Source organism: Bradyrhizobium sp. HKCCYLS1011 (genome assembly GCF_051167795.1).
In the GTDB taxonomy this organism is placed as follows: Bacteria; Pseudomonadota; Alphaproteobacteria; order Rhizobiales; family Xanthobacteraceae; genus Bradyrhizobium.
Genome location: NZ_JBNPTT010000001.1, coordinates 121,093 through 145,776 on the forward strand (window position 1 = coordinate 121,093; position 24,684 = coordinate 145,776).

At 65.0% G+C, this 24,684-nt stretch carries 22 protein-coding genes; 9 read left to right on the plus strand and 13 right to left on the minus strand.

Translation table 11 applies throughout. From position 1 onward, the window contains the following. Nucleotides 1–13: 13 nt before the first annotated feature. Both ACQR1W_RS00565 and ACQR1W_RS00570 read right to left on the minus strand, forming a co-directional pair. Entirely contained in the window at nucleotides 14–1,150 is a 1,137-nt protein-coding gene (locus ACQR1W_RS00565; protein ID WP_434849010.1) for an alpha-hydroxy acid oxidase, read from the minus strand. Nucleotides 1,151–1,226: 76 nt separating this feature from the next. Continuing rightward, nucleotides 1,227–1,556: a hypothetical protein gene (locus ACQR1W_RS00570; protein WP_434849011.1), complete on the minus strand. Its 330-nt coding sequence runs from the start codon at nucleotides 1,554–1,556 to the stop codon at nucleotides 1,227–1,229. Between the two features lie 39 nt (nucleotides 1,557–1,595). Here ACQR1W_RS00570 and ACQR1W_RS00575 point away from each other — a divergent pair, with 39 nt between their 5' ends. Beyond that, nucleotides 1,596–2,927: a S41 family peptidase gene (locus ACQR1W_RS00575; protein ID WP_434849012.1), complete on the plus strand. Its 1,332-nt coding sequence runs from the start codon at nucleotides 1,596–1,598 to the stop codon at nucleotides 2,925–2,927. A gap of 251 nt (nucleotides 2,928–3,178) precedes the next feature. On the opposite strand, the gene ACQR1W_RS00580 is transcribed toward ACQR1W_RS00575, so the two are convergent. From ACQR1W_RS00580 to ACQR1W_RS00600, 5 genes are all read right to left on the minus strand, one after another. Continuing rightward, a complete protein-coding gene (locus ACQR1W_RS00580) occupies nucleotides 3,179–5,893 on the minus strand; it encodes a bifunctional diguanylate cyclase/phosphodiesterase (protein WP_434849013.1) in 2,715 nt (904 codons plus the stop codon). 146 nt (nucleotides 5,894–6,039) lie between these two features. After that, nucleotides 6,040–6,534 carry a cyclic pyranopterin monophosphate synthase MoaC gene (moaC, locus tag ACQR1W_RS00585; RefSeq protein WP_434849014.1) on the minus strand — a complete coding sequence of 165 codons (495 nt, stop codon included), beginning with the start codon at nucleotides 6,532–6,534 and terminating at the stop codon, nucleotides 6,040–6,042. A 5-nt stretch (nucleotides 6,535–6,539) separates the two neighbouring features. Continuing rightward, nucleotides 6,540–7,358 carry an indole-3-glycerol phosphate synthase TrpC gene (gene trpC / locus ACQR1W_RS00590; protein ID WP_434849015.1) on the minus strand — a complete coding sequence of 273 codons (819 nt, stop codon included), beginning with the start codon at nucleotides 7,356–7,358 and terminating at the stop codon, nucleotides 6,540–6,542. Between the two features lie 25 nt (nucleotides 7,359–7,383). Then, a complete protein-coding gene (trpD, locus tag ACQR1W_RS00595; protein WP_434849016.1) occupies nucleotides 7,384–8,397 on the minus strand; it encodes an anthranilate phosphoribosyltransferase in 1,014 nt (337 codons plus the stop codon). Between the two features lie 20 nt (nucleotides 8,398–8,417). After that, nucleotides 8,418–10,325 (minus strand): SurA N-terminal domain-containing protein, encoded by a 1,908-nt coding sequence (locus ACQR1W_RS00600; RefSeq protein ID WP_434849017.1) that lies wholly within the window; start codon nucleotides 10,323–10,325, stop codon nucleotides 8,418–8,420. 275 nt (nucleotides 10,326–10,600) lie between these two features. Here ACQR1W_RS00600 and tpiA point away from each other — a divergent pair, with 275 nt between their 5' ends. Continuing rightward, the gene (gene tpiA / locus ACQR1W_RS00605; RefSeq protein ID WP_434849018.1) at nucleotides 10,601–11,356 is read left to right on the plus strand and encodes a triose-phosphate isomerase; all 756 of its coding nucleotides are present in this window, start codon (nucleotides 10,601–10,603) and stop codon (nucleotides 11,354–11,356) included. Here the strand turns inward: tpiA and ACQR1W_RS00610 are convergent. Next, complete coding sequence (locus ACQR1W_RS00610) at nucleotides 11,353–11,880, minus strand: GNAT family N-acetyltransferase (protein WP_434849019.1); 528 nt, start codon at nucleotides 11,878–11,880, stop codon at nucleotides 11,353–11,355. The two genes, tpiA and ACQR1W_RS00610, sit on opposite strands and share 4 nt — an antisense overlap. A gap of 3 nt (nucleotides 11,881–11,883) precedes the next feature. Continuing rightward, the gene (locus ACQR1W_RS00615; protein WP_434849020.1) at nucleotides 11,884–12,450 is read right to left on the minus strand and encodes a helix-turn-helix domain-containing protein; all 567 of its coding nucleotides are present in this window, start codon (nucleotides 12,448–12,450) and stop codon (nucleotides 11,884–11,886) included. A gap of 211 nt (nucleotides 12,451–12,661) precedes the next feature. Between ACQR1W_RS00615 and secG the strand changes: the two genes are divergently transcribed. Both secG and ACQR1W_RS00625 read left to right on the plus strand, forming a co-directional pair. Next, complete coding sequence (gene secG / locus ACQR1W_RS00620) at nucleotides 12,662–13,048, plus strand: preprotein translocase subunit SecG (protein WP_008969587.1); 387 nt, start codon at nucleotides 12,662–12,664, stop codon at nucleotides 13,046–13,048. A 166-nt stretch (nucleotides 13,049–13,214) separates the two neighbouring features. Further along, the gene (locus tag ACQR1W_RS00625; protein ID WP_434849021.1) at nucleotides 13,215–14,846 is read left to right on the plus strand and encodes a CTP synthase; all 1,632 of its coding nucleotides are present in this window, start codon (nucleotides 13,215–13,217) and stop codon (nucleotides 14,844–14,846) included. 32 nt (nucleotides 14,847–14,878) lie between these two features. On the opposite strand, the gene ACQR1W_RS00630 is transcribed toward ACQR1W_RS00625, so the two are convergent. The 3 genes from ACQR1W_RS00630 to ACQR1W_RS00640 form a co-directional block, all read right to left on the minus strand. After that, nucleotides 14,879–15,547: a class I SAM-dependent methyltransferase gene (locus ACQR1W_RS00630; RefSeq protein ID WP_434849022.1), complete on the minus strand. Its 669-nt coding sequence runs from the start codon at nucleotides 15,545–15,547 to the stop codon at nucleotides 14,879–14,881. Nucleotides 15,548–15,647: 100 nt separating this feature from the next. Continuing rightward, nucleotides 15,648–17,027 (minus strand): sensor histidine kinase, encoded by a 1,380-nt coding sequence (locus ACQR1W_RS00635; protein ID WP_434849023.1) that lies wholly within the window; start codon nucleotides 17,025–17,027, stop codon nucleotides 15,648–15,650. Beyond that, nucleotides 17,024–17,698 (minus strand): response regulator transcription factor, encoded by a 675-nt coding sequence (locus ACQR1W_RS00640; RefSeq protein ID WP_434849024.1) that lies wholly within the window; start codon nucleotides 17,696–17,698, stop codon nucleotides 17,024–17,026. Before ACQR1W_RS00640 ends, ACQR1W_RS00635 begins: the two co-directional genes overlap by 4 nt. A 170-nt stretch (nucleotides 17,699–17,868) precedes the next feature. Between ACQR1W_RS00640 and ACQR1W_RS00645 the strand changes: the two genes are divergently transcribed. The 4 genes from ACQR1W_RS00645 to ACQR1W_RS00660 all read left to right on the plus strand — a co-directional run bounded on the left by ACQR1W_RS00645 (nucleotide 17,869) and on the right by ACQR1W_RS00660 (nucleotide 22,671). Then, nucleotides 17,869–18,195, plus strand: coding sequence for an NIPSNAP family protein (locus ACQR1W_RS00645; protein ID WP_434849025.1), 327 nt, complete (start codon nucleotides 17,869–17,871; stop codon nucleotides 18,193–18,195). 98 nt (nucleotides 18,196–18,293) lie between these two features. After that, nucleotides 18,294–19,169 carry a 3-deoxy-8-phosphooctulonate synthase gene (gene kdsA, locus ACQR1W_RS00650; RefSeq protein WP_434849693.1) on the plus strand — a complete coding sequence of 292 codons (876 nt, stop codon included), beginning with the start codon at nucleotides 18,294–18,296 and terminating at the stop codon, nucleotides 19,167–19,169. Then, on the plus strand, nucleotides 19,169–20,377 hold the full coding sequence (locus ACQR1W_RS00655) for an MFS transporter (RefSeq protein ID WP_434849026.1): 1,209 nt from the start codon (nucleotides 19,169–19,171) through the stop codon (nucleotides 20,375–20,377). Before kdsA ends, ACQR1W_RS00655 begins: the two co-directional genes overlap by 1 nt. Nucleotides 20,378–20,574: 197 nt before the next feature. Then, nucleotides 20,575–22,671, plus strand: a complete 2,097-nt coding sequence (locus ACQR1W_RS00660) for a methyl-accepting chemotaxis protein (RefSeq protein WP_434849027.1) — start codon at nucleotides 20,575–20,577, stop codon at nucleotides 22,669–22,671. Between the two features lie 62 nt (nucleotides 22,672–22,733). Here the strand turns inward: ACQR1W_RS00660 and queF are convergent, their stop codons facing one another. Beyond that, the gene (gene queF / locus ACQR1W_RS00665) at nucleotides 22,734–23,210 is read right to left on the minus strand and encodes a preQ(1) synthase (RefSeq protein ID WP_434849028.1); all 477 of its coding nucleotides are present in this window, start codon (nucleotides 23,208–23,210) and stop codon (nucleotides 22,734–22,736) included. Nucleotides 23,211–23,379: 169 nt separating this feature from the next. Between queF and eno the strand changes: the two genes are divergently transcribed. Then, complete coding sequence (eno, locus tag ACQR1W_RS00670) at nucleotides 23,380–24,663, plus strand: phosphopyruvate hydratase (RefSeq protein ID WP_434849029.1); 1,284 nt, start codon at nucleotides 23,380–23,382, stop codon at nucleotides 24,661–24,663. Nucleotides 24,664–24,684 lie beyond the last annotated feature (21 nt).

Below are 24,684 nucleotides of genomic sequence, written 5' to 3' on the forward strand. Positions count from 1 at the left end.
TTCGGCGACAGCCCTAATAGCGGTACGGCTCGATATCGACCAGCGGAAAGGCGCTGAACACGCCCGGCGCGTTGGTTGCGGTCGCCGGATGCAGATACGAGCCATCGAGCTCGGCAAAGGAGGTGACGCCGAGCAGGCCGAGGGTGCGGATCACCTCGTCTTCGAGGAGTTCCAGCATCCGTTCGATCCCGGCCTCGCCGGCGGCGGCCAGCGCCCAGCATTGCAGGCGTCCGATGCCGACCAGATCGGCGCCGGAGGCGAGCGCCTTGACGATGTCGCTGCCACGGCAGAAGCCGCCGTCGACGATGATCTTCGCGCGGCCCTTCACCGCCTGCACCACTTCGGGCAGCACGTGCATGGCGCCGCGGCCATGATCGAGCTGACGGCCGCCGTGATTGGACACATAGATCCCGTCGACGCCATGATCGAGCGCGATCACCGCGTCCTCGGCGGTCGCGATGCCCTTGATGATCAGCGGGATTTTGAACTTGTCCTTGATCAGCTTCACGGTGCGCCAGCTCAGCGCCTTCTGATGCTCGCCGCCGGTGGAGCGCAGCCGGCTCTCGCGGACGTAACGCTTGGCGATGTCGCGTTCGCGCCGGCTGTAATGGGCGGTGTCGACCGTGAGACAGAACGCGGTGTAGCGGCTGGCGATGGCGCGGCTGACATAGTCCTCGACAAAGGCATCGTCGCCGCGCACGTAGAGCTGGAAGATGCGCAGCGCATCGGGTGCGGCCTCTGCAACCTTCTCCAGTCCCGGCTCCGAGACCGAGCTCAGCATATGAGCCGCGCCGTAGCGGCCGGTTCCGCGGGCCACACTCGCGGCCCCCTCAGCATCGAAGATCTCGAGCGCGCCGACCGGTGCCAGCATCACCGGGAGGCGCAGGCTGCGCCCGAACAGCTCGACCGCGGCGTTGACCCGCGCCACGTCGCGGAGCACGCGCGGCCGGAACGCGATCTCGTCGAGCGCCATGCGGTTACGCCGCAGCGTGGTCTCGGTCTCGGAGCCGCCGACGATGTAGTCCCAGGCGTTCTGGTTGAGCCGGGCGCGGGCCTTGGGGATGAACTCGTGAAGGTTCTGGAACGGCTCGTCGCTGGCACCGAGCTCGACGTTTCTCCATCCGGGCTTGACCGGGGTTTGTTCGTTCATCGCTCGTCCTCCCTGACCGCATCATTGTTGTTCACCGCCTATCCCGTCCGGGCTGTCAGCGCCATCCCCAATCGCGTCAGGTCAGGGAACGGTAGAGGAAGGGGTGAGGAAAGGTCGAATCGACCGGCAATCCCGGCAGGTCAGGCAGATGTGATTGCTCCGGGTCGCGGAATTCTTGATAAATGCTGCCGATCGTGGGAGCAGCGTCGAAAAAGGCTGTCGAATCAGCCGTGTTTGGCGGTGGCCCGGCCACTGCCGAATTTCGCGGTTGCGGGGCCGTTTGGCCGCAAATCGAGCGGCAGGGCCTTTCGGTCGCGCTGAAACGAGCCTTGAAGAAACCAGAAATCTGTTGTGAGCTTAGACTTTCGATCAGGCTGGCGGTGAGTTCTGTGGCCGCGTATCTCATCCATCGGGGCACCCAACAAGCTCGGGAAGCAAAAAGCACATGCGCAAAAACTGGTTGTTCCTGGCAGGGTCGCTGACCGGCGTCTGCCTCACCTTGCTTGTGACCGGCCCTGAGGGCGAGCACCTGGTGGCCCGCGCCCGGGCAGCCGCGGGGGTGGGTGACACCTATTCGCAGCTCAATCTGTTCGGCGCCGTGTTTGAGCGCGTCCGCGCCGACTATGTCGAAAAGCCAAGTGACGAGGCCCTGATCGAAGGCGCCATCAACGGCATGGTGACTTCGCTCGATCCCCATTCGCGCTATATGAACGACAAGTCCTGGCGCGAGATGCAGGAAACCACCTCCGGCGAGTTCGGCGGGCTCGGCATCGAGGTGACGATGGAGGACGGCCTGGTCAAGGTCGTGGCGCCGATCGACGATACGCCCGCCGCCAAGGCCGGCATTCTGTCCGGCGACCTCATTGCCAAGATCGACGGCGAAGCGGTGCAGGGCCTGACCTTGGAGCAGGCGGTTGCGAAGATGAAGGGCGCCGCCGACACCAAGACCAAGCTCACCATCATCCGCAAGGGCAAGGACGCGCCGCTCGATATCGCGATCACCCGCGAGGTCATTCGCGTGCGGCCGGTGCGCTATCACACCGAGGGCGGCGATATCGGCTATATCCGCGTCACCTCGTTCAACGAGCAGACCACCGACGGCCTGCGCAAGGCGATCCTGAACATCTCCAAGGAGATTCCGCAGGACAAGCTCGCCGGCTATGTGGTCGACCTCCGCAATAATCCGGGTGGCCTGCTGGACCAGGCAGTGTCGGTGTCGAGCACCTTCCTGCCGCGGGGGGAAGTGGTTTCGACCCGTGGGCGCAATCCGGAGGAGACCCAGCGCTTCACTGCGCATGGCGGCGATCTGATCAAGGGCAAGCCGCTGATCGTCCTGATCAATGGCGGCTCGGCATCGGCCTCCGAGATCGTCGCGGGCGCGCTGCACGATCACAAGCGGGCGACCCTGATCGGCACGCGATCGTTCGGCAAGGGCTCGGTGCAGACCATCATTCCGCTCGGCGCCGGCAACGGCGCGCTGGCGCTGACCACGGCGCGTTACTACACGCCGTCAGGGCGCTCGATCCAGGCCCAGGGCATCGCACCCGATATCGAGGTGAAGCAGGATGTGCCTGATGACCTGAAGGATCGCACCGACGTCAAGGGCGAGGCGTCGATGCGGGGCCATCTGTCGGCCGACGGCGCCGAGCAGACGGGGTCGCAGTCCTACGTGCCGCCGGAGGAGAAGGACGACAAGGCGCTGCAGGCAGCCTTCAACCAGCTGCGCGGCGTCACCGTCAATGCCGATGTTCGCGCCAAGAACGCGGTGCCGAACTGAGGCTTTCGCGGTTTGCCTTCAGACCCGACGGGACGGCCATTGAGGCCGTCCCGTCGCGGTTTCGACCAACGTGTACGGCGTTGATAGCCAGACTGGTATCTGACTATTTCTGATATTTTCCGGTTTCCCGTGCAACCGCAAGCGGGGCGCGGACGGAGTTGCAGGTTAAGGTTTGAACTTTTCCTGCATAGTCGGTTCAAATTGTAGAGGTATTTAGAGATTGTTCCATTCGGCGGAGTCAGGCCCAACAGTCACCGCTCGGCCGCGCGCCTGCGCCGGCTCTGGGGCCGGGCGGGGCGATAGGCGGCAAACAGTTTGCGCAGTTCAGCCGCAGGCTTGGCCGCACTGAACAGGTAGCCCTGCATCTCCGAACAGCCGAGCGCACGCAGCGCCTGCCGCTGCGCTTCGGTCTCGACCCCTTCTGCCGTCGTCGTCATCGCCCGGACGGCAGCGATATTGACGACCGCCTGCACGATGCTGGCCGATCCCGGGGAGTTCGTGATGTCGTTGACGAAGCAGCGATCGATCTTGATCTTGTCGAACGGGAACCGCTGCAGATAGCTCAGCGACGAATAGCCGGTGCCGAAATCGTCGAGCGCGATCCGCACCCCGAGTGCGCGCAATTGATGCAGGATCGACAGCGCCATCTCGTCGTCGCGGATCAGCACCGCCTCGGTAATCTCGAGTTCCAGCCGCTGCGGCGGCAGGCCGGAGGCTGCAAGCGCGCCGGCGATTTTCAGCGCCAGCGTGCCGCTCTTGAACTGCACCGGCGAGACGTTGACCGCGAGCTTGATGTCGTCGGGCCAGGTCGCGGCCTCGGCGCAAGCGACATCGAGCACCCATTCGCCGATCTGGTTGATCAGTCCGGTGTCCTCGGCGATCGGAATGAATTCGGCCGGCGAAATCATGCCGCGCTCCGGGTGTCTCCACCGCACCAGGGCCTCGCAGCCGGAGATCCGGTCGTCCTTGAGGCTGAGGCAGGGCTGGTAGAAGACCTCCAGTGCGCCGTCGGCGATCGCCTGGCGCAGATCCACCTCGAGCTGATGCCGGGCCTTGACCTGCGCATCCATGTCGGGTTGGAAGAAACGAAAGGTGCGGCGGCCGGCGGCCTTCGCCGCATACATCGCCAGATCGGCGTTCTTCAAAACCTCGTCGAGTGCGGTGCCGTGCTCGGGAACCAGCGCCACGCCGATCGAGGCATCCGCCGTCAGCTGATGGCCCAGGCAGTCGCGCGGCGCGCGAATGGTGTCGAGCACCGTTCCCACCAGCCGAACGATGTCGTCGGGAACCGAGATGGCGGTCTGCACGATGGCAAACTCGTCGCCCCCGAGGCGAGCGACGAAGCCGGCCGCGCCGACCGCCCGGTCGAGGCTCGCGGCAACCGATTTCAGCAATTCGTCGCCGATCAGATGGCCGAGCGAGTCATTAACGCCCTTGAATTCGTCGATGTCGATGTAGTGCAGTGCCAGGCGCTGACCGGGGGCGAGCGCGGCGAGCTCTTGCTTGAGCCGTTCATGGAACAGCGCACGATTGGGCAGATCGGTCAGCGCGTCGTAATGGGCGAGATGCGTGATCTGCTGCTCGGCGCGCCGCCGCTCGGTGATGTCCTCATGGGTCGAAAGCCAGCCGCCGTCGGCGAGCGGCTCGTCGACGATCTGGATAGACCGTCCGTCTGGCGTTTCGATGATCTTGATCTTCGTGCGTCCGATGTCGCGCAGCACGGACGCAGCATAGGCCGTCTCGTCGCCGGCCAGAGAGCCGACGGCCTTGCGATGCGCGATGAGATCGGAGAAGCGACATCCCGGTTTCACGATATCGCGCGAGAGACCATACATGTCGATGTAGCGCTGATTGCAGATGACCAGACGCTCGCTGGCATCGAACATCAAAAGTCCCTGCGTCATGTTGTTGACGGCTTTGTCGAGCCGCAATTTCTCCAGGGTCAGGCGCTGCTGCGACGCCTCGTGGTCGCGCATGAGCCTTCGCACCACGATGAAAAGCATGGCTGCGATGAGCAGGACCGAGATCGTTCCCATCGCGATCAGATAGCGCATCTGCTCGCGCCAATCCGCAAGTGCCGCCGAAACCGTCGTCGTCGCTGTCACGATCAACGGATAGCTCGACAAGCGGTGCGCGGCGCCAACCCTGTGCACGCCGTCGACGGGACTGTGAAAGATCCCCGTCGTGTTGCCGTCGCCAGCAAGGATCTGGCGGAAGATTGGCGCATCGCGATAGTTTTGGCCCACCATCCCGTTATGGCGGGGATAGCGTGCGAGCAGGGTGCCGTCGCGATGCATCATCGAGATCGACGCTTCCGGGCCAAGGGCGACGGACGCGAAGAAGCGTTCGACATTGATCGGCTCGAGCCCTCGCGCGATCACGCCGAGAAGCTCGCCGTTGGCTCCCGTCAGCTTCAGCGCGAAGACGGTTGTGACCACGCCGGTCACGCGGCTCACGACGGGTTCGATCAGGATCTGCGGCGAGCTCGGATCGGTGCGGAAGCGGGTAAAGTAGGCGCGGTCCGCGGCGTTGACGTGCGGCGCGGGCCAAGAGGCGGTGGAGTTGATCAGGTTGCCGTCGGCGTCGAAGATGTTCACGCTGCCGACATAGGACAGGGCTCCGACCTTGGCCACGAGCATCGCCTGAACTTCGGCGCTTCCCATTCGCTCCTGGAAGAGAGTGCGCGTGGTCAGCTGATTGTCTCGGACGTAGGTGCCGAGGTCGCGCTGGAGCGCACTGAGATCATCGAGCTGCTGGTCGAAATGGCGTGCGAGCAGAAGCACCGTGTTCTGCAGCTCACGTGTGGTGCTGTTCAAGGCGCGCTCGCGGAAACTGTCGGCCATGATCGTGGTACCGATCGCGATGGCCGCGATCAGCATCAATCCACCCAAGATGAGCCAAAGGATCGGACCCCCGCGGGCCGTCGAAGCTTTCAGCGCTGTGGTTGAACTGATATCGCTCGCCATTGTCCTGAACGTTTCCGCGCGGTTCCCGGATAGATTGTCCAGGAACGCTCCCTTCCCACCCACGGTTACATCTTGCCATGGAGGTCAGGTTAGGAAGTTCAGTTAGCGACCGGTTAACTTGAAGCGCGGTGCGTGCGCGTAGAGAGCTAAGCGCGATAGTGGCCCGACTTGCCGCCGATCTTTTCGACCAGGTGGATGCCCTCGATCCGGACGCCGCGTTCGACGGCCTTGATCATGTCGTAGATGGTGAGGCAGGCGACCGACGCAGCGGTCAGCGCTTCCATCTCCACCCCGGTCGGCCCGGTGACCTTGACGGTGGCCTGGACGATGCAGCCGGGCAGTTCAGGATTCGGGGTGATCTCGACCGTGACCTTCGAGAGCGCCAGCGGGTGGCAGAGCGGGATCAGGTCCGAGGTCCGTTTCGCGGCCATGATGCCGGCAATCCGCGCCGTGCCGAGTACATCGCCCTTCTTGGCGTTGCCTGACATGATCAGCTCAAGCGTCGTGCGCTTCATCACGACGCGGCCCTCGGCGACCGCGATGCGCTCAGTCGCCGGTTTCTCGGACACATCGACCATGCGCGCTTCGCCGCGCTGGTCGATATGGGTGAGGGCGGGGCTGTCGAGGGGATCGTCGGCCATGGCGCCTAACCGGCGGCGCTGGCGGAGCGCTCGCCACGCGCGAGCAGCGCGCGCGTAGCTGCGGTCACATCAGCTTGCCGCATCAGGCTCTCGCCGACGAGAAAGGTCTGGATGTTGACGCGTTCGAGACGCGCGAGATCGGCCGGTGTGAAGATACCGCTTTCACCGACCAGTAGCCGTTCCCTTGGCACCAGCGGCGCCAGCGTCTCCGAGGTCGCCAGGCTGGTCTCGAAGGTCCGCAGATTCCGATTGTTGATGCCGATCATCGGCGAACGGAGCTTAAGCGCGCGATCAAGTTCAGCCTGGTCGTGGATCTCGATCAGCACGTCCATGCCATGGGCGAGCGCGGCGGCCTCGATGTCGACAGCTGCGCCATCATCGAGCGCAGCCATGATGATCAGGATGCAATCGGCACCATGGGCGCGGGCTTCGACCACCTGGTAGGTGTCGAACATGAAATCCTTGCGCAAGACCGGCAGCAATGTCGCCGCGCGCGCCGCGACCATGAAATCGAGATGGCCCTGGAACGAGGGCGAGTCGGTCAGCACCGAAAGACAGGCGGCGCCGCCGGCCTCATAGGCCTTAGCGAGAGCCGGGGGATCGAAATCGGCACGGATCAGCCCCTTGGACGGCGAGGCCTTCTTCACCTCGGCGATCAAGCCGTAGTCGCCGGCCGCGTGCTTGTTGCGGATGGCCTGGACAAAGCCGCGCGGCGGCGTGGCGCTGCGAGCAAGGGCTTCGAGCTGCGACAACGGGTGTGCCCGCTTGGCAGCCGCAATCTCCTCACGCTTATAGGCCTCGATCTTGGCCAGGATATCGGACATGTCGCGCCTTGCGGTCGGGCTTGGTCTAGCTATTGGAGACGGCGATCAGCTGCTTCAGCCGTGCCGCTGCGGCGCCGCTATCGAGTGACTCCTTGCCGATGGCGACGCCGTCCTTCAGCGTCTTAGCACGGCCAGTGACGACCAGCGCCGCCGCGGCATTCAAAAGGGCGACATCGCGGTAGGGGCTCGGCATGCCGTCCAGCACGCTTTGCAAGGCGACCGCATTGGCCGCCGCGTCGCCGCCCTTCAGGGCCTCGCCGCCGCAGTGCTCAAGTTCGGCCTCCTCGGGCGAGACCTCGAAGGTGCGGATCTTGCCGTGTTCCAGCGCCGCCACGAAGGTCGGGCCGGTCAGCGTGATCTCGTCCAGGCCATCAGAACCATGCACCACCCAGGCGGCTTCCGAACCCAGGTTCTTCAACACCTGCGCCAGTGGTTCGACCCACTGTCGGGAGAACACACCGACCATCTGCCGCTTGACGCCGGCAGGATTGGACAACGGACCGAGCAGGTTGAAGATGGTGCGGGTGGCGAGCTCCACGCGGGTGGGGCCGACGTTCTTCATCGCCGGGTGATGGGCCGGGGCGAACATGAAGCCGATGCCGGCCTCGCGGACGCAGCGGCTGACCTGGTCGGGCCTCAGATCGATCTTGACACCGAGCGAGGCCAGCACGTCGGCCGCGCCCGAACGGGACGACAGCGCGCGATTGCCGTGCTTGGCCACGGGAATGCCGGCGCCTGCGACGATGAAGGAGGCGCAGGTCGAGACATTGACCGATCCCGAGCCGTCACCGCCGGTGCCGACGATGTCGACCGCGTTGGCGGGCGCGTCGACCCGCAGCATCTTGGCTCGCATCACGCTGACCGCACCGGTGATCTCGTCGACAGTCTCGCCGCGCACCCGCAGCGCCATCAACAGAGCGCCCATCTGCGATGGGGTGGCTTCGCCCGACATCATGCTGTCGAAGGCGGCAGCCGCTTCGTCGCGGGACAAAGTTGCGCCGGTGGCGACCTTGCCAATGATCGACTTGAGATCGTCCATCGCGTGCCTTCAGACGTCCGTTACTGGGTGTTGCCGCCGACCACCTGGGCGACGGCGGCCTCGTTGATGCTGGTGCCGATATCCTTCTCGAGCTTGGCGACGTAGGCCGTCGTCTGCTCTTCGTTCAGGGCCCGCTGCAGCGTGTCCTTCAGCTTCTTGACGTCGCTCGACGCGAGGTCGACTGGAGGCACGGTGACATCGGTGACACGGAACACGATCCACTGGCTGCCGCCGTTGCCTTCGGTCTGTCCGGCGCTGTCCTTGGGCGTCCGGAACGCTGCTGCGATCGCGCCCGCCGGCACGCCCGGCAGCGAGGCGTCACGCTTGAAATTGCTGGCGGTCTCGACCTTCACGCCGAGCGCAGCCGCCTCATCGGCAAGCTTGCCGCCCTCGTTGAGCTTCTTGACCAGATCGGCCGCCTTGGCCCGCAGCCTGGCTGCCACCTCGTCGTCGCGCCAGCGCGCTTCGACCTGGTCCTTGACCTCGTCGAGGGTGCGGTCGCGAGGCGGGGTGATGCCGAGCACTTCATACCAGACATAGCCGCCACGGAACGAGATCGGCTCGTTGTCGACGCCGACATCGCTATTGAAGGACTGAGCGACCACATCGAGCCCGAGCGGAATGCCGGGGGCGGGCTGGCCGTTGGGCTGGCGACCGGCACGATCGACGGCGTCGATCGTCACCGGCATCAGACCGAGTTTCTTCGCGGCCTCGGCAACACTGGCGCCGCCACCACGTTCGTCCTCCATCTTGTCGCGCAGGGTCGCGACCTGCGAGCGGGCGCGCTCCGCCGCGATCTCCTTCTTGATCTCGGCAGCGACACTCTCGTAGGTCGGCTGCTCGCCAGGTTGAATGGCGCTGACCTTCACCAAAGCCACATTGAATGCGCCCTTGATCGGCTCGCTGATCTCGCCCGTCGGCAGCGAGAAGGCGGCGTCGGCAACGGCAGGATCGAGAATGGCCGATTTCGTGACCAGGCCGAGATCGAGGTCCGCGGGATTGAGATTCCGCTCCTTGGCGAGCTCGTCGAAGTTGACCTCGCCGGAGGCAATGCGGGCGCGCGCGGCCTGCGCCTCCTCCATGGTCGGGAAGGTCATCTGCTGGACCTGGCGCTTCTCCGGCGTCCCCATCTGCGCACGGCGCTGCTCGAAGACCTTCTTGGCATCCTCGTCCGAGACGTCGGTCCATTTGCCGATTTCTTCCGGCGTGACCAGCACGAAGGAGATCTTGCGATATTCGGGCGCGCGGAACTGAGCCTTGTGCTCGTCGAAATAGGATCCCAGCGCCTCGGGCGAGGGCGGGTCGATGGTGCCGGCCTGCGCCTGATCAAGCTTGATATATTCGAGCGAGCGCTGCTCGTTCTGAAACCGGCTCAGGGCATCGACCATCGTGTTCGGCGTCTCGAGCCCGGACGAGATCGTGCCCGCGATCTGGTGGCGGAGCGACACCCGCCGCTGATCGGCCAGATAACGCTGCTCGGTGAAGCCGGCATTGCGGATGATGGCCTGGAAGCGCTGCGGATCGAAGGCGCCGTTGGGGCCCTTGAAGGTCGGATCGTCGAAGATCACCCGCATGGTCTCGGCGTCGGATTGGCCGAGGCCGAGCCGGCGCGCCTCCTCGTCCATGGCGGCTTCGGCCAGCATCTGCTGCAGCACGCTGCGGTCGAAGCCGAAGGCGCGCGCCTGATCCATCGTCAGCGGACGGCCGAACTGGCGGCCGATCTGCTGCAGCCGGTCCGTATAGATCTGCCGGAACTCGTTGATCGAGATCTCCGTATGGCCGATCGTCGCAACCGTCGATTGCCCGAAGCCGCGGAAAATGTCGGCAATGCCCCAGATGCCGAAGCTGACGATCAAAACGCCCATGACCACCGCCATGATGGTCTTGCCGAGCCAGTTTGATGAGGCCTTGCGTAATCCTCGAAGCATGGGTCCAATCTGTCTGCAGGAAGGAAACGACGGGTCTTAAAGGAGTTTCCGTAAAAGCCCGTCACCGAGTTGAAATCGCTTATAAAGAGGGCATCGCCCGGTCGCAACCTGCCACGCCCGGCTCTGGGGCAGAATGAAGCGGGGCGGGACGCGTCCTCTCTGGTGTTCGTGGTTGCGCTCTGCTAGCGCATCCGGATCATTGCTCCAAGTCACTTCCAAAAGTAAGTCGCTTCCAAAAGTCACCTCCAAGTCACAACGTCCGCTGGAATCTTCTCATGACCGATCGCATCCGGCCGTTGATCGCCGGCAACTGGAAAATGAACGGCCTGAAAGCCTCGATGGCGGAATTCGAGGCCATGCTGGCGGGCGCGCCTGACGTTGCGGCCAAAGCCGATCTCCTGGTCTGTCCGCCCGCGACCCTGCTGGCCAGCTTCGCCGACAGAGCGCGCGCGAGCGCGGCGCTCGCGGTCGGCGCACAGGATTGCCACCCTGTGGCTTCCGGCGCCCACACCGGTGACATTTCGGCCGAAATGCTGGCGGACGCCGGCGCCAAGGCCATCATCGTCGGCCATTCCGAGCGGCGGGCCGATCACGGCGAGAGCGACGTCATTGTCCACCAGAAGGTCGAGGCGGTCTGGCGGGCAGGGTTGACCGCGATCGCCTGCATCGGTGAGACCCAGCACCAGCGCGATACCGGCGAGACCCTGGCGATCCTGCGCGGCCAGCTCAACCTGTCGCTGCCCGATGGGTCCCGGGCGGACAATCTGGTCGTGGCCTATGAGCCGGTCTGGGCGATCGGCACCGGGTTGACGCCGACTGCAGGAGATGTCGAGCAGATTCATGGCTTTATCCGCAACCTGCTGACCGAACGCTTTAGCGCCGAAGGTGCGCGCATGCGCATCCTCTACGGCGGTTCGGTAAAGCCATCGAACGCCGCCGAGCTGCTGGCGGTGGCCAATGTCAACGGTGCGCTGGTCGGCGGGGCCAGCCTGAAAGCGGCCGATTTCCTGGCGATCGCGAAGGCTGTCTAAGCCGCCGCGGCGATTTTCTTCCAATAGATCTTGGTGCCGGTCAGGCCGCCATGCGGCTTGACCGCGTAATCCGGGATGATGCCCGTGAGCTGAAAGCCGAGCCTCTCGTAGAGGTCCGAGGCACCGTCGTCGACCGCGGTATCAAGCACCAGCAGCGTGCGCCCATGCGCTTGGGCGACCGCTTCGGCCGCACCCATGAGTGCGGATGCGACGCCGCGGCGGCGGTGGCTGAGGCGTACCAACATCTTGGCGATCTCAGCGCGGTGCGGCTGGTTCGGCGGTAGCGCGAGCAGCAGGGTCACCGTTCCGATCAGATTCTCGCCATCGAAGGCGCCGAGGACGATTCGTTCGCCGCGGCTCGCTGCCGTCAGCGAGTTCTGCCAGAATTGAGCAGCCGTCTCGGACGGCAGCGGGTGCATGAAGCTGACATTGCCACCGTTCGCGACGGCTTCGACCAGAATCTCGCTCAAGGCCGCGCGAATTCCGGACGTATCCGTCAACGGCTCGATCTTGATCGGCGGCATGGCCTAGCTCCGTGCAAGCGCGACGACATAAACACAGGGTGAATCCGTCTCGTTGGCGAAGATCGTTTCGGCCGGCAGGCCGAAGCCGAGACAATCGCCTGGACCGAGCTCATGGCGCTCGGCGCCCTCGGTGATCACGAGATGCCCGCTCTGGACCCAGAGCAGCTGACGGATGTGGGCGTAGGACGAGGCGGGTAGCGTCACGCTCTGATGCGCCGGCATTTCGACAGTGACCAGCTCGACGGGATGGTCGGGGCGGCTGAAGACCTGCTTCCGGACATAGCCGCTTTCGGGATCCTGCCAGACCGGCTGTTGGTCGGCCCTCGAAACCCGTTCGCCATGGTGCTCGGCGCGTAACATGAGTCCGGCCAGCGTCAGGTCGAAGGCGCTGGCGAGGCGGACCAATACGGTTGCGGTGGGGCTCACCTCGGCACGCTCGATCTTGCTGATGGTGGCTTTCGAGACTCCGGAATGGCCGGCGACGTCGGCGAGCGACCACCCGCGGCGCTCGCGCTCGAAGCGCAAGCGGTGCGCGAGTCGCTGGCCAAAATCGTCTATAAGATGATCCATTTGTCTATTTTAATAGACGAATGGAAATCCTTGCGCAAGTCGTACGGGAGGGAGCAATCGAGCTTGTGTCCACTTCCGGCGCGATTATCTGCGGGGGTGGAAATGCCGGTTTCGATCGTGTAACACCGCGCAAATTTCCGAAGAACCCGCAACGCCCTTCGATCGCGGCCACCGGCCGGGTCGCAAGTCGGGGCTGCGACTGAAGGTCACTATGCAGACTGTGATTATCGTCATCCACCTCATGATCGTTGCCGTCCTGATCGGCGCGGTGCTGCTGCAGAAATCCGAAGGCGGGGGCCTCGGCATGGGTGGCGGCGCCGGATTCATGTCGAGCCGTGGCACCGCGAACCTGCTGACGCGGACCACGGCGGTGCTGGCGGTGGGGTTCTTCGTCACCAGCCTGCTGCTGTCCTGGCTCGCGAGCCTGGACCGCAAGCCAGCTTCGATCCTGAACAACGTGCCCGGCCAGTCGCAGCCGGCCGGCGGCGCAACCCCGGTGGCGCCGAACGGCGGTGGCCTGTTGGACCAGTTGAAGAAGGCTGACGAAGCCCAGCAGAAGCAGGCGCCGGCCGGGCCGCAGGCGCCGCAATCACAATAATGCGGGGCGGCCATGCGGGGAGCGGCTGGCTTTCCGGATCCGAATCGCTGCGTAACCGACTGATATAAATTCAGTTTTCCTGTAACCCACAGGCCCGCGGGCAACTTGCGGGCCTCGTGCGATTCGTTTTGGCGAATCGCGTCAGCGGCATTAAAGGTAAGGTCCCATGGCGCGGTACATCTTCATCACCGGCGGCGTGGTCTCCTCGCTCGGCAAGGGTTTGGCATCAGCGGCGCTTGGCGCGTTGCTGCAGGCTCGAGGCTACAAAGTCCGCCTTCGCAAGCTCGACCCCTATCTCAATCTCGATCCCGGCACGATGTCGCCGTATCAGCACGGCGAGGTGTTCGTGACTGACGACGGCGCCGAGACCGATCTCGATCTCGGCCATTACGAGCGTTTCACCGGGCGTCCGGCGACCAAGCAGGACAACATCACCACGGGCCGCATCTATCAGGACATCCTGACCAAGGAGCGGCGCGGCGATTATCTGGGCGCGACCATTCAGGTGGTCCCGCACGTCACCAACGCCATCAAGGAGTTCGTCGTCTCCGGCAATGACGATTACGATTTCGTTCTGGTCGAAATTGGCGGCACGGTCGGCGACATCGAAGGGCTGCCATTCTTCGAGGCGATCCGCCAGCTCAAGAACGACCTGCCGCGCGACCACGCGATCTACATCCATCTGACGCTGTTGCCCTACATTCCCAGCGCGGGCGAGCTGAAGACCAAGCCGACCCAGCATTCGGTGAAGGAATTGCGCTCGATCGGCATCCAGCCGGATATCCTGTTGTGCCGCACCGACCGCGAGATTCCGAAAGAGGAGCGGCGCAAGCTCGGCCTGTTCTGCAACGTGCGCGAAAGTGCCGTGATCGAGGCGCGCGACGTCGACAACATCTACGCGGTGCCGGAGGCCTATCATGCCGCCGGCCTCGACGACGAGGTGTTGGCGGCCTTCGGCATCGCGCCCAAGATTCCGCCGGCGCTGGCCAGCTGGCACACGATCAACGAGCGCATCCGCAATCCGGAAGGCGACGTGACCATCGCGATCGTCGGCAAATATACCGGGATGAAGGACGCCTATAAGTCCTTGATCGAGGCGCTGTCGCATGGCGGCGTCGCCAACAAGGTCCGCGTCAATCTCGACTGGATCGAGAGCGAGGTGTTCGAGAACGAGGATCCCGCGCCGTTCCTGGAGCATGTCAACGGCATCCTGGTGCCCGGCGGCTTCGGCCAGCGCGGCGCCGAGGGCAAGATCCGCGCGGCGCAGTTCGCCCGCGAACGCGACGTGCCGTATTTTGGGATCTGCTTCGGCATGCAGATGGCGGTGATCGAGGCGGCGCGGAATCTGGTCGGGATCGCGGAAGCGAACTCCACCGAATTCGGCCCGACGCCGGAGCCGCTGGTGGGGCTGATGACCGAATGGCTGCGCGGCAACGAGCTCGAGAAGCGCTCCAAGAGCGGCGATCTCGGCGGCACCATGCGGCTCGGCGCTTATCCTGCGGTGCTCAAGCGCGGCAGCCGCGTGTCGGAGGTCTATGGTGGCGCCACCGAGATTTCCGAGCGCCACCGCCACCGCTACGAGGTCAACACCGCCTACAAGGACCGGCTCGAACAGCACGGCCTGAAATTCTCCGGCCTTTCGCCCGACGGCGTGCTGCCGGAGATCGTCGAATATGAGGACCACCCCTGGTTCATCGGCGTCCAGTTCCATCCGGAGCTGAAGTCGCGGCCGTTCGAACCGCATCCGCTGTTTGCGTCCTTCATCCAGGCCGCGATGGTGCAGTCGCGGCTGGTCTGAGCCGGCTCACCGACTGTTCCGACCGCGGCTGATCACGCGGGCGTGGCACAGTCTTGGCTGGCGCGGTGCTCCTTCGCGACAGGAGAAACGCCCGTATCAGCCGCCGGCGCGGTGTCGCGCGTTAACAGCTTGTACTGCGGCCGTCGCGTCAGCCGGTAGACCGCGGCCGGCGGCACGTTGAGGAGCGCGCGATCGACCAGCGTGGCACGCAGGCCGAGCCGGTCGAGGATCGGTCGCGGCACCGGGCAGCGCATACCGTAGGTGAATTGATAGAACGTGCCGCCGGGACGGATATAGCTGAACGCGCCGCTGACGATCGAGATGACCTTGCGCGGCGACATGTTGAGCAGCGGCAATCCGCTGATCACGGCGCCGACGGGCGCGCCCTGGTAGAGCTGCTCCGAGCCCAATCGCGCTGCATCCATCCACAGCACGCGCGCGCCGGGAAAGCGGAGCTGCAGCAGCCGCATGAAATCGGAGCCGTACTCGATCAAAGTGAGATCCTGCTGGCGCACGCCGCGCTTCAGCAGTCGGTAGGTGAAGGCGCCCGTTCCCGGACCTAGCTCCAGAATTGGGCCGGTGTCGGCGGTGATATCCCGTGTGATCAGTTCGGCGAGCGCTGTGCCAGAAGGCGCGATGGCGCCGACGCGGCGCGGCGCCGCCATCCACGCCGTGAAGAAGGAGAGGAAGTCGTGTGACATTGGCATTCCCAGCAAGGTATCATCGCGCTTCGACTCGATTGCGAAGCGTGCTCTCTTCTTTGCGGGGGCCGCATTGCGTCAGCATTGCGCAATGCGCGCGTCACGCCACGAAGGGTGCCGGCGGCAGCGTCAGGCGGAAGCAGGCGCCGCCCTTCGGCCCGTCGAGCACAGAGACGTGACCGCCGTGCAGCCTTGCGATCTCGCGCACCATGTTGAGGCCGAGGCCGGCGCCGCGATCGAGCGGCGTCAGGCGGTAAAACGGATCGAAGATCCGCGAGCGTTCGTTCGGCGGAATGCCGTCGCCTTCGTCGGTGACGTCGATCGTCGCGGCAGAGCCGACATGCATGGTGATGGTGCCGCGCCGACCCCCATGCTGTATGGCGTTCTGCACCAGATTGGTCAGCGCGCGCTCCAGCGCGGCGCGGTCGCCGAGCGTTTCGGCGCGGTCTGACGCAGTATCGAGCGACAGCTCGTAGCCGGCGGTGATCGCAAGCGGGGCGAGATCCGCCGCGACATTCCGCGCCACCGCGACGAGATCGACGCGGACGAACGGATTGCGACACGGGTCGAAGCGCTGAATATCGAGCAGTTGCTCGGCCAGTGTCGCAAGCCGCGCCGAGTCTTCGAGCAGCCGGATTTTATCGGGGCCTGCGGGCAGCGATTCCAGCCGCGTGTTGAGGATCGCGATCGGCGTGCGCAACTCGTGCGCAGCATCGGCAACGAAGCGCTGGTGACGGGAATAGCCGTCATCGAGCCGCTTTAGCGCATCGTTGACGGCGGCAACCAGCGGCGCGACTTCGAGCGGCAGGTTGTCCGCCGACAGCTGGCTGCCGTGCTGGCGGAAATCGATCCGGCGCGCTTCCTCTGCGGTGGTGTCGATGCCGGCGAAGGCGCGTCTGATCACCATCGGGGTCGCCACGAAGGTCGCGGCGGCCATCAGCAACAGGCCAGGTACGGTGACGGCGAGGAAGGTCAGGGAGGCCGCGAATAGCGCCTTGGCGCCGGACATACGCCCTTGCGCGGCGGTGATGATCTGAACGTTGCCGACATCGGTGTTGACGCGCTTCATGCGCGCCGGCGGCTTGCGTGGATCGTCCTCGAACATCTGCCAGCCGAGCCGCGCCTGGCTGATATGGTCGAGCGCGCCGCCGATCTTCGTGAACTCGTCCGGCACCTCGCCTTCGGAGAGCGTTTCGCCCTGCCGGTCCCGCACGAAGAACCAGAGATCGGGCGTTTCCTCGCGCAGCTGCTTCAGCTCCGCGGTCGGGCGCAGCACCAGTCTGCCGTTGCCGTCACGCCCGAGCGACCGCTGCACCACGTCCATCACGCGGTCTTCGTCGCGTTCGAGGACGGGCAGGCCACAGGCCCACAGCGCACCTACCACAAGCGCGATGATGGCGATCAGGAGCGCAGCCTGCAGCATCACCAGCCGCCAGGTCAATTTCGAGCGCAGGCAATAGTGATCGGCCGTCTCGCTCATGGCACCTGCTTCAAGAGGTAGCCAACGCCGCGGATGCTGTGAATCTCGACGCCGCCGTCGGCGTCGGCGAGTTTGCGCCGCAGCCGCGAGACATGCGCATCCAGCGCATTCGACTGGATCTCGTCGTCAAAAGTGTAGACCGCATCCTCCAGCGTCGTGCGCAGCACGGTGCGGCCCATGCGCCGCAGCAGCGTCTCCAGCACCAACAGCTCGCGCCGCGGCAGGTCGAGTGGGCGGCCGTCGACGCTGGCCTCGCGATGGCTGCAATCGAACGCGACGCGGCCGGCCTTGATGATGTCGAGCTGCAGGCCGGGGGGACGTCGCAGCACGGCGCGCAGCCGCGCCATCAGCTCCTCGACTACGAACGGCTTTGCCAGATAGTCGTCGGCGCCGCTGTCGAGGCCAGTGATGCGGTCGGCAAGATCGCCGCGCGCAGTCAGCACGATGATCGGGACGCCATCGGCTTTGGCGCGCAGTTTCGGGATCAGCGCCAGACCGTCGCCGTCGGGAAGCTGGCGGTCGAGCAGGACCGCGCCGTGGACGTCGGCGGAGATCGCCTCCTCGGCCTCGACAAGGCTCGGCACGTGGTCGACCACCATGTCATAGCCCTTCAGCGCCTGTGACAGCGCCGCTGCCATTTCGGCCTCGTCTTCCACCAGCAAGATCCGCATGTCCTCGATATCCAGGTCCTGGAACGGCCGGTTCTAGGGCCATTTACATTGCAGCAACATTGCGGGAATGGTCCGGCCATGGCGAGCAGGGGTGCCATGTTGTCATCCTTCAAGACAGCCTGGAACCTGCTCGCTATAACCCCCACACAACAATCCGGGAGGACCCGCCAATGATCTACGAAAGCCGCGTCTATCACTGCGTCCCCGGTCGGCTGCCGGCGCTGCTGAAGCGTTTTGAGACGGTGACGCTGAAGCTGTTCGAGAAGCATGGCATCCGCCCGGTCGGCTTTTTCACGACGCTGATCGGTGAATCCAATCAGGAGCTGACCTATTTCCTGGCCTGGGAGTCGCTCGCCGAGCGCGAGAGCCGATGGACCGCGTTTGCGACCGATCCCGAGTGGCTCGCGGCGCGTGCGAAAAGCGAAGAGGACGGCCAGATCGTCGCCAATATCGTGAGCCAGCTTTTGACTCCGACCGCGTTTTCGGCGATGCGGTAAGACTGGCGCGATGTCGTCGTGAGCAACCCTGATATTCCGGCAGGCGCTTGCGCAGTTCGCGTGTCGCCGCCATCGTCGCCCGCAACGAGGATGATCTCTTGAGCGCCACCCCACCAGCCGCCGCCATCGTCACTGCAGGCTCCGTCAGCTTTGGCAACGAGCTTCCGCTCGCCGTCATTGCGGGTCCGTGCCAGCTTGAAAGCCGTGGGCACGCGCTGGAGGTGGCGTCCGCGCTGAAGGAGATCGCGACGCGGCTGAAGATCGGGCTGATCTACAAGACCTCGTTCGACAAGGCCAACCGCACCTCGGCCTCGGCCGCGCGCGGCCTGGGGCTCGAACAATCGCTGCCGATCTTCGCCGAGATCCGCTCATCGCTTGGCCTTCCCGTGCTGACCGACGTCCATGACGCCAGCCAATGCGCCGACGTTGCGCAGGCCGTCGACGTGCTGCAGATCCCGGCGTTCCTGTGCCGACAGACCGACCTGTTGGTTGCGGCGGCCGCGACCGGCAAGGTCATCAACGTCAAGAAGGGCCAGTTCCTGGCGCCGTGGGACATGGCCAATGTGGTCGCCAAGATCACCAGCGCAGGCAATCGCAACGTGCTGGTGACCGAGCGCGGCGCCTCGTTCGGCTACAACACGCTGGTCTCCGACATGCGCTCGCTGCCGATCATGGCGCGCACGACCGGCGCGCCGGTCATCTTCGATGCGACGCATTCGGTGCAGCAGCCGGGCGGGCAGGGCACCTCATCGGGCGGCGAGCGCGAATTCGTGCCGGTGCTGGCCCGCGCCGCCGTCGCGGTCGGCGTCGCCGGCGTGTTCATTGAAACTCATCCTGACCCCGACCACGCCCCCTCCGACGGGCCCAACATGGTGCCGCTGTCGGAGTTCGAAGGCCTGTTGCGCACTCTGATGGCATTCGACGCGCTTGCCAAGGAACAGGCCAAGCGACAGGCCGCGGGACACGCGCGCTGATGCATCAGACTGTCGCCCGGCCGTCGGAGCAGCGCTTCCCGCCGGCGATCAACATCATTGCCCTGGCCGGCTTCTCGGCGGCACTCTCGACCCGGGCGCTCGATCCGGTGCTGCCGCATGTCGCCGACGATTTTGCCATCAGCATCGCGACCGCCGCAGGGCTCGCCGCCGGCTATGCCCTGATCTATGCGCTGGTCCAGCCCTTGATCGGGGCGGCCGCCGACCTCTTCGGCAAGGCGCGGCTGATGACGTTGTGTCTGGCGCTGCTAGGTGTCGCCAGCATCCTCGGTGCGCTCGCGACCTCGTTCACCGCCTTGTTCGCGACCCGCATTCTTGCCGGCATCGCCTCGGGCGGAGTGTTTCCGGTCGCGCTCGGCCTGACCAGCGACTTGGTCGCGCCTGCCAAACGCCAGGTTGCGATCGGCCGCACGCTGGCCGGCTCGATGGCCGGCAATCTGCTTGGCGCGACGGCGTCCGGCGTCATCGGTGATTTCATCGGCTGGCGCGGCGTGCTCGCGACCCTTGGCGCGCTCGGGCTAATCGCTGCGGTCGCGGTCTTTGCCGGGTTTCGCGGAACCAGCCTGACCCATGCGCCGACCAGCGATTTCGCCGCGCTGAAAAAGGGTTATCGCACCATCTTCACCAATCCCAATACGCGCTACTGCTTCTCGGCCGTCTTCATCGAAGGCTGCTGCGTGTTCGGGCTGTTTCCGTTCATCGCGTCCTTCCTGTTCGATCTCGGCCAGAAATCGCTGTCGATCGCGGGCATCGTGATCGCGGGGTTTGCGGTCGGCGGCCTGTTTTACACGTTCACAGTGTCGCAGTTTCTACCGCGGCTCGGCGTCAAGGGCATGATGATTGCGGGCGCAAGCCTGGTCGGCCTGCAGCTGATCGCGATCGCCTTCGGCCCCGACTGGAAGCTGCAGTTCGCCAGCATGCTGCTGATGGGCTGGGGCTTCTACATGATCCACGGCTGCCTGCAGGTGTTCGCCAGCGAATTGTCGATCGAGGCGCGCGCCACCGCGATGTCGCTGCACTCGTTCTTCTTCTTCATGGGCCAGACGGTCGGTCCCATCGTCTATGGCTTTGGCATCGTCTACGCCGGCAAACTGCCGAGCCTTTCGGTTGCGGCCTGCATCATGGTGGCGCTGGGATTTGCCTGCGCCGCGCTGTTGCGTCCGCGGCCGCCGGCGGATGCGATCCGCTGACGAATCGTCGCATCTCCTGATTCAGATCGGACGCCGATAGCATCCAAGCTGCAGGCGGCGAAGAGCGTGGTACCACGGTACTCCCATTGCGCGAAAATGAACGAAATACACGCAATTTAAGCGATCCCTCATACTTTGGGTTCCATAAATTGAACCGTCAGCGTTCAGCCATCCTCTAGGATCCCATCGGCCATCCAATGCAGAAGCAGCAATCCGTGGCGCGCATCCTCGGCGCCGTCGTCGGCATCCTCGGCATCGTGCTCGTCGTCATGAGCACCTTCAGCCTGAAGCTGGCGATCAGTCGTTATTTCGACAGCAATCGCATCGTTTCCCTCGCCATCGCCAGCCGCGACATGACCAACGCGCTGGTCGCCTTTCGGCTCGAGCGCGGCGACGTGATCAGCTTCCTCGGGTCTCCCACGGCTGCGCCGGACAGCGCACTCAATTCGGTTGCCAAGGAGCGCGAGGCGGCAGAACAGACCTATAATGCCGCTCAGGACACGCTTGCCGGTGTGGATACGCCGGGACTACGCGACAAAGTCGAGAAGGTACGCGCGACCTGGCAGCAACTTGTGTCTCTGCGCAGTCAGATCGCGACCGGGCTGCGCCAGGACAAAGCGGCCCGCGATCCCAAGCTGATCGAGAACTGGTTGCAGACCAGCAACGCTCATATGGCTGCGGTCGAGGATGCGACAGCGTTGCTCGACAATTCCATGAGCCTGATCGATCCGGTGGTCGACCGCCTGCTTCAAATCAAGCAATCCGCGTGGCAGGTGCGCGCTGTCGCGGGTCAGACCATTCTGATGGAGTTCAGCGCGCTGGTCAGCGGCCGGACCTGGACTGCTGCCGACGGGCTTGAGTTCGCAAACAATCGGGGCCGGGCCCAGCAATCGTGGGACATCGTGATCAAACTGGCGACGCCCGAGGTCGCATCAGCAGCGCTGCTCGAGGCGATCCACGAGGCGGCGCCATCGGTCATCGGCGCGCAAGGCGAAGAACGCAACAGCGTTGCCGGGAAGCTTTTGCGTGGTGAACTGACCGGCATTGCCGGCGTCGAATTCCGCGACCGCCAATTGGCCGTCGCCGAAAAACTGGTGACCACAACGAAAACCGCGCTGGCCGAGACGATCACGCGCGCGCACAGCGCGTTGGCGGAGGCCCGTGCGGAATTGGTGCTGTTCGGCCTGCTGACGCCGGCCTCGATCGCGCTCATGGTCGGCGGCTTCTATATCGTACGTCGTCGTGTGACGCGGCCGCTGACCGAGATCACCGAGGTCATGGCGCGGTTTGCCGGGCACGACTTCGGCGCCGAGGTTCCGAGCCTCGGGCGCGCCGACGAGATCGGCCGCATGGCAGCCGCGCTGCAGGTGTTCAAGGACGCCATGGTCAACGCCGATCGGCTCTCCGCGGCGCAGGCGGCGGGCCGTGCGTCGGAAGAGAAGCGAGCGGCCGAGCTGGCGAATCTGGTGCGGCAGTTCGAGGGCCGGGTCGGCCAGATGGTGCAGACGCTGTCGAGCGCCTCCGGCCAGTTGGAATCCACGGCCAAGTCGATGTCGGGGACAGCCGCGCATGCGCAGCAACAGGCGGGCTCGGCCTCGGAGCAGGCGCAGCATGTCGGTGGCGGCGTGCAGACCGTCGCCTCCGCGGCCGAGGAACTCACCGCGTCGATCCGCGAGATCAGCCGTCAGGTGGCGCAGGCGACGCGGGCGACGGAGCAGGCGGTGGAGACGGTCAAGCAGACCGATGCCACGGTGCGTGCCCTTGCAACCGGCGCCGACCGCATCGGCGAGGTGGTCGGGCTGATCACCTCGATCGCGAGCCAGACCAATCTGCTCGCGCTCAACGCCACCATCGAAGCCGCCCGCGCCGGCGAATCCGGCAAGGGCTTTGCCGTGGTGGCGAGCGAAGTGAAAAACCTGGCTTCCCAGACCGCGAAGGCGACCGAGGAGATCAGCGGCCAGATCGCCGAGATCCAGGACGCGACGCAGAAAGCGGTCGCGGCGATCCAGGGCATCGTCTCGACCATCGACGAGGTCAACGGCATCAACCGGACGATCGCCGCCGCGGTCGAGGAGCAGAACAAGGCAACCGCCGAGATCGCCTCGACCGTGCAGCAGACCGCGCAAGCGACCTCGACGGTCACCCAGAACATCAGCGCTGTGAGCGGGGCGGCGAGCGACACTGGCCGCGCCGCCAACGATGTGCTCAAGGCCGCGGCCAGCCTGTCGCATCAATCGAGCGCGCTCACCGGCGAGGTGGACGATTTCATCAGTCGCGTGCGCGCGGTGGCGTGAAGCTTTGAGGAGAGGCCATCGTCTGTAGAGCCGGTGGCTGAAGGTCGTTTCGTGGTCCCCGTTCAGCCGCGCCCGCGATAGGGCGCGACGCCCTGCTCGGGCACCCACAGCCCCTTGGGCAGCTTGCCGGTCTGCCAGAACACGTCGATCGGGATGCCGCCGCGCGGATACCAATAGCCGCCGATGCGCAGCCATTTCGGCTTGATCTCGGCCGCGATCCGCTTGCCGATCGCAACCGTGCAATCCTCGTGGAAGGCGCCATGGTTGCGGAAGCTCGCCATATAGAGCTTGAGCGATTTGGACTCCAGGAGCCACGGCCCCGGCGCATAGTCGATGACGAGATGCGCGAAGTCGGGCTGGCCCGTGACCGGGCAGAGCGAGGTGAATTCCGGCACCGTGAAGCGGGTCAGATAGTCGGTGTCCTTCTGCGGATTGGGCACGCGGTCGAGCCGAGCGGCCTCGGGACTGTCCGGCCATGCGACCGCATGTCCCAGTTGAAGGGGGGCCGAAGCCTCGGATTTGTCCGGTTTTTTCGCCATGGGGGTCTCCGTTCCGCCCTCCCATAGCCAATCGGGGCCATCCCGTCACGGGATGCCTGCTCCAATCTCTGCGTTGTCCTTCCCTTGTCTCTCCTTGGCCTTTTCGCACCCGCGGCCTTGCGCTAGAAGCGGCGCCGAACGGTTGATCCAAAAAACACACGAGGAACCCATGACCGCCATCGTCGACATCATCGGCCGCGAAATTCTCGACAGCCGCGGCAATCCCACGGTCGAGGTCGACGTCGTGCTGGAGGATGGTTCGGTCGGCCGTGCCGCCGTCCCGTCCGGCGCGTCGACCGGCGCCCATGAGGCGGTCGAGCTGCGCGATGGCGACCGGGACCGCTATCTCGGCAAGGGCGTGCAGCAGGCGGTCGAGGCCGTCAACGGCGAGATCTACGAGGCCCTGAGCGACATGGCGGTACAGGACCAGGTCCAGATCGACCAGATCCTGATCGAGCTCGACGGCACGCCGAACAAAAGCCGGCTCGGGGCCAACGCCATCCTTGGCGTCTCGCTTGCCTGCGCCAAGGCGGCGGCGATCTCCTACGACATGCCGCTCTACCGCTACGTCGGCGGTGTCAATGCGCGCACGCTGCCGGTGCCGATGATGAACATTCTCAATGGCGGCGTGCATGCCGACAATCCGATCGACTTCCAGGAATTTATGATCATGCCGGTCGGTGCGCCGAGCTTCGCGGAAGCCCTGCGTTGCGGCTCGGAGATCTTCCACACGCTGCGCGGCGAGTTGAAGAAGGCCGGCCACAACACCAATGTCGGCGACGAGGGCGGCTTCGCGCCGAACCTGCCGTCGGCCGATGCGGCGCTCGATTTCGTCATGAGCGCGATCGGCAAGGCCGGCTACACCGCGGGCGAAGACGTGATGCTGGCGCTCGATTGCGCCGCGACCGAATTCTTCAAGGACGGCAAATACGTCTATGGCGGAGAAAACAAGATCCGCTCGGGTTCGGAGCAGGCAAAATATCTTGCCGATCTCGCAGCCCGCTATCCGATCGTCTCGATCGAGGACGGCATGTCGGAAGACGACATGGACGGCTGGAAGGAGCTGACCGACCTGGTCGGTGGCAGATGCCAGCTGGTCGGCGACGACCTGTTCGTGACCAATGTGGACCGTCTGGCCGACGGCATCCGCGCCGGCCGCGCCAACTCGATCCTGATCAAGGTCAACCAGATCGGTACGCTCACGGAAACGCTGGCTGCGGTCGAGATGGCCTACAAGGCCGGCTACACCGCCGTGATGTCGCATCGCTCCGGCGAGACCGAGGACTCCACCATCGCCGATCTCGCGGTCGCCACCAATTGCGGGCAGATCAAGACTGGCTCGTTGGCGCGCTCGGACCGCACCGCGAAATACAATCAGCTGCTGCGCATCGAGGAAGAGCTCGATGCCCAAGCCAAATATGCGGGCAGGGCGGCGCTGAAGGCGCTGGCCTGATTGGCGACGCATCGAACAGGG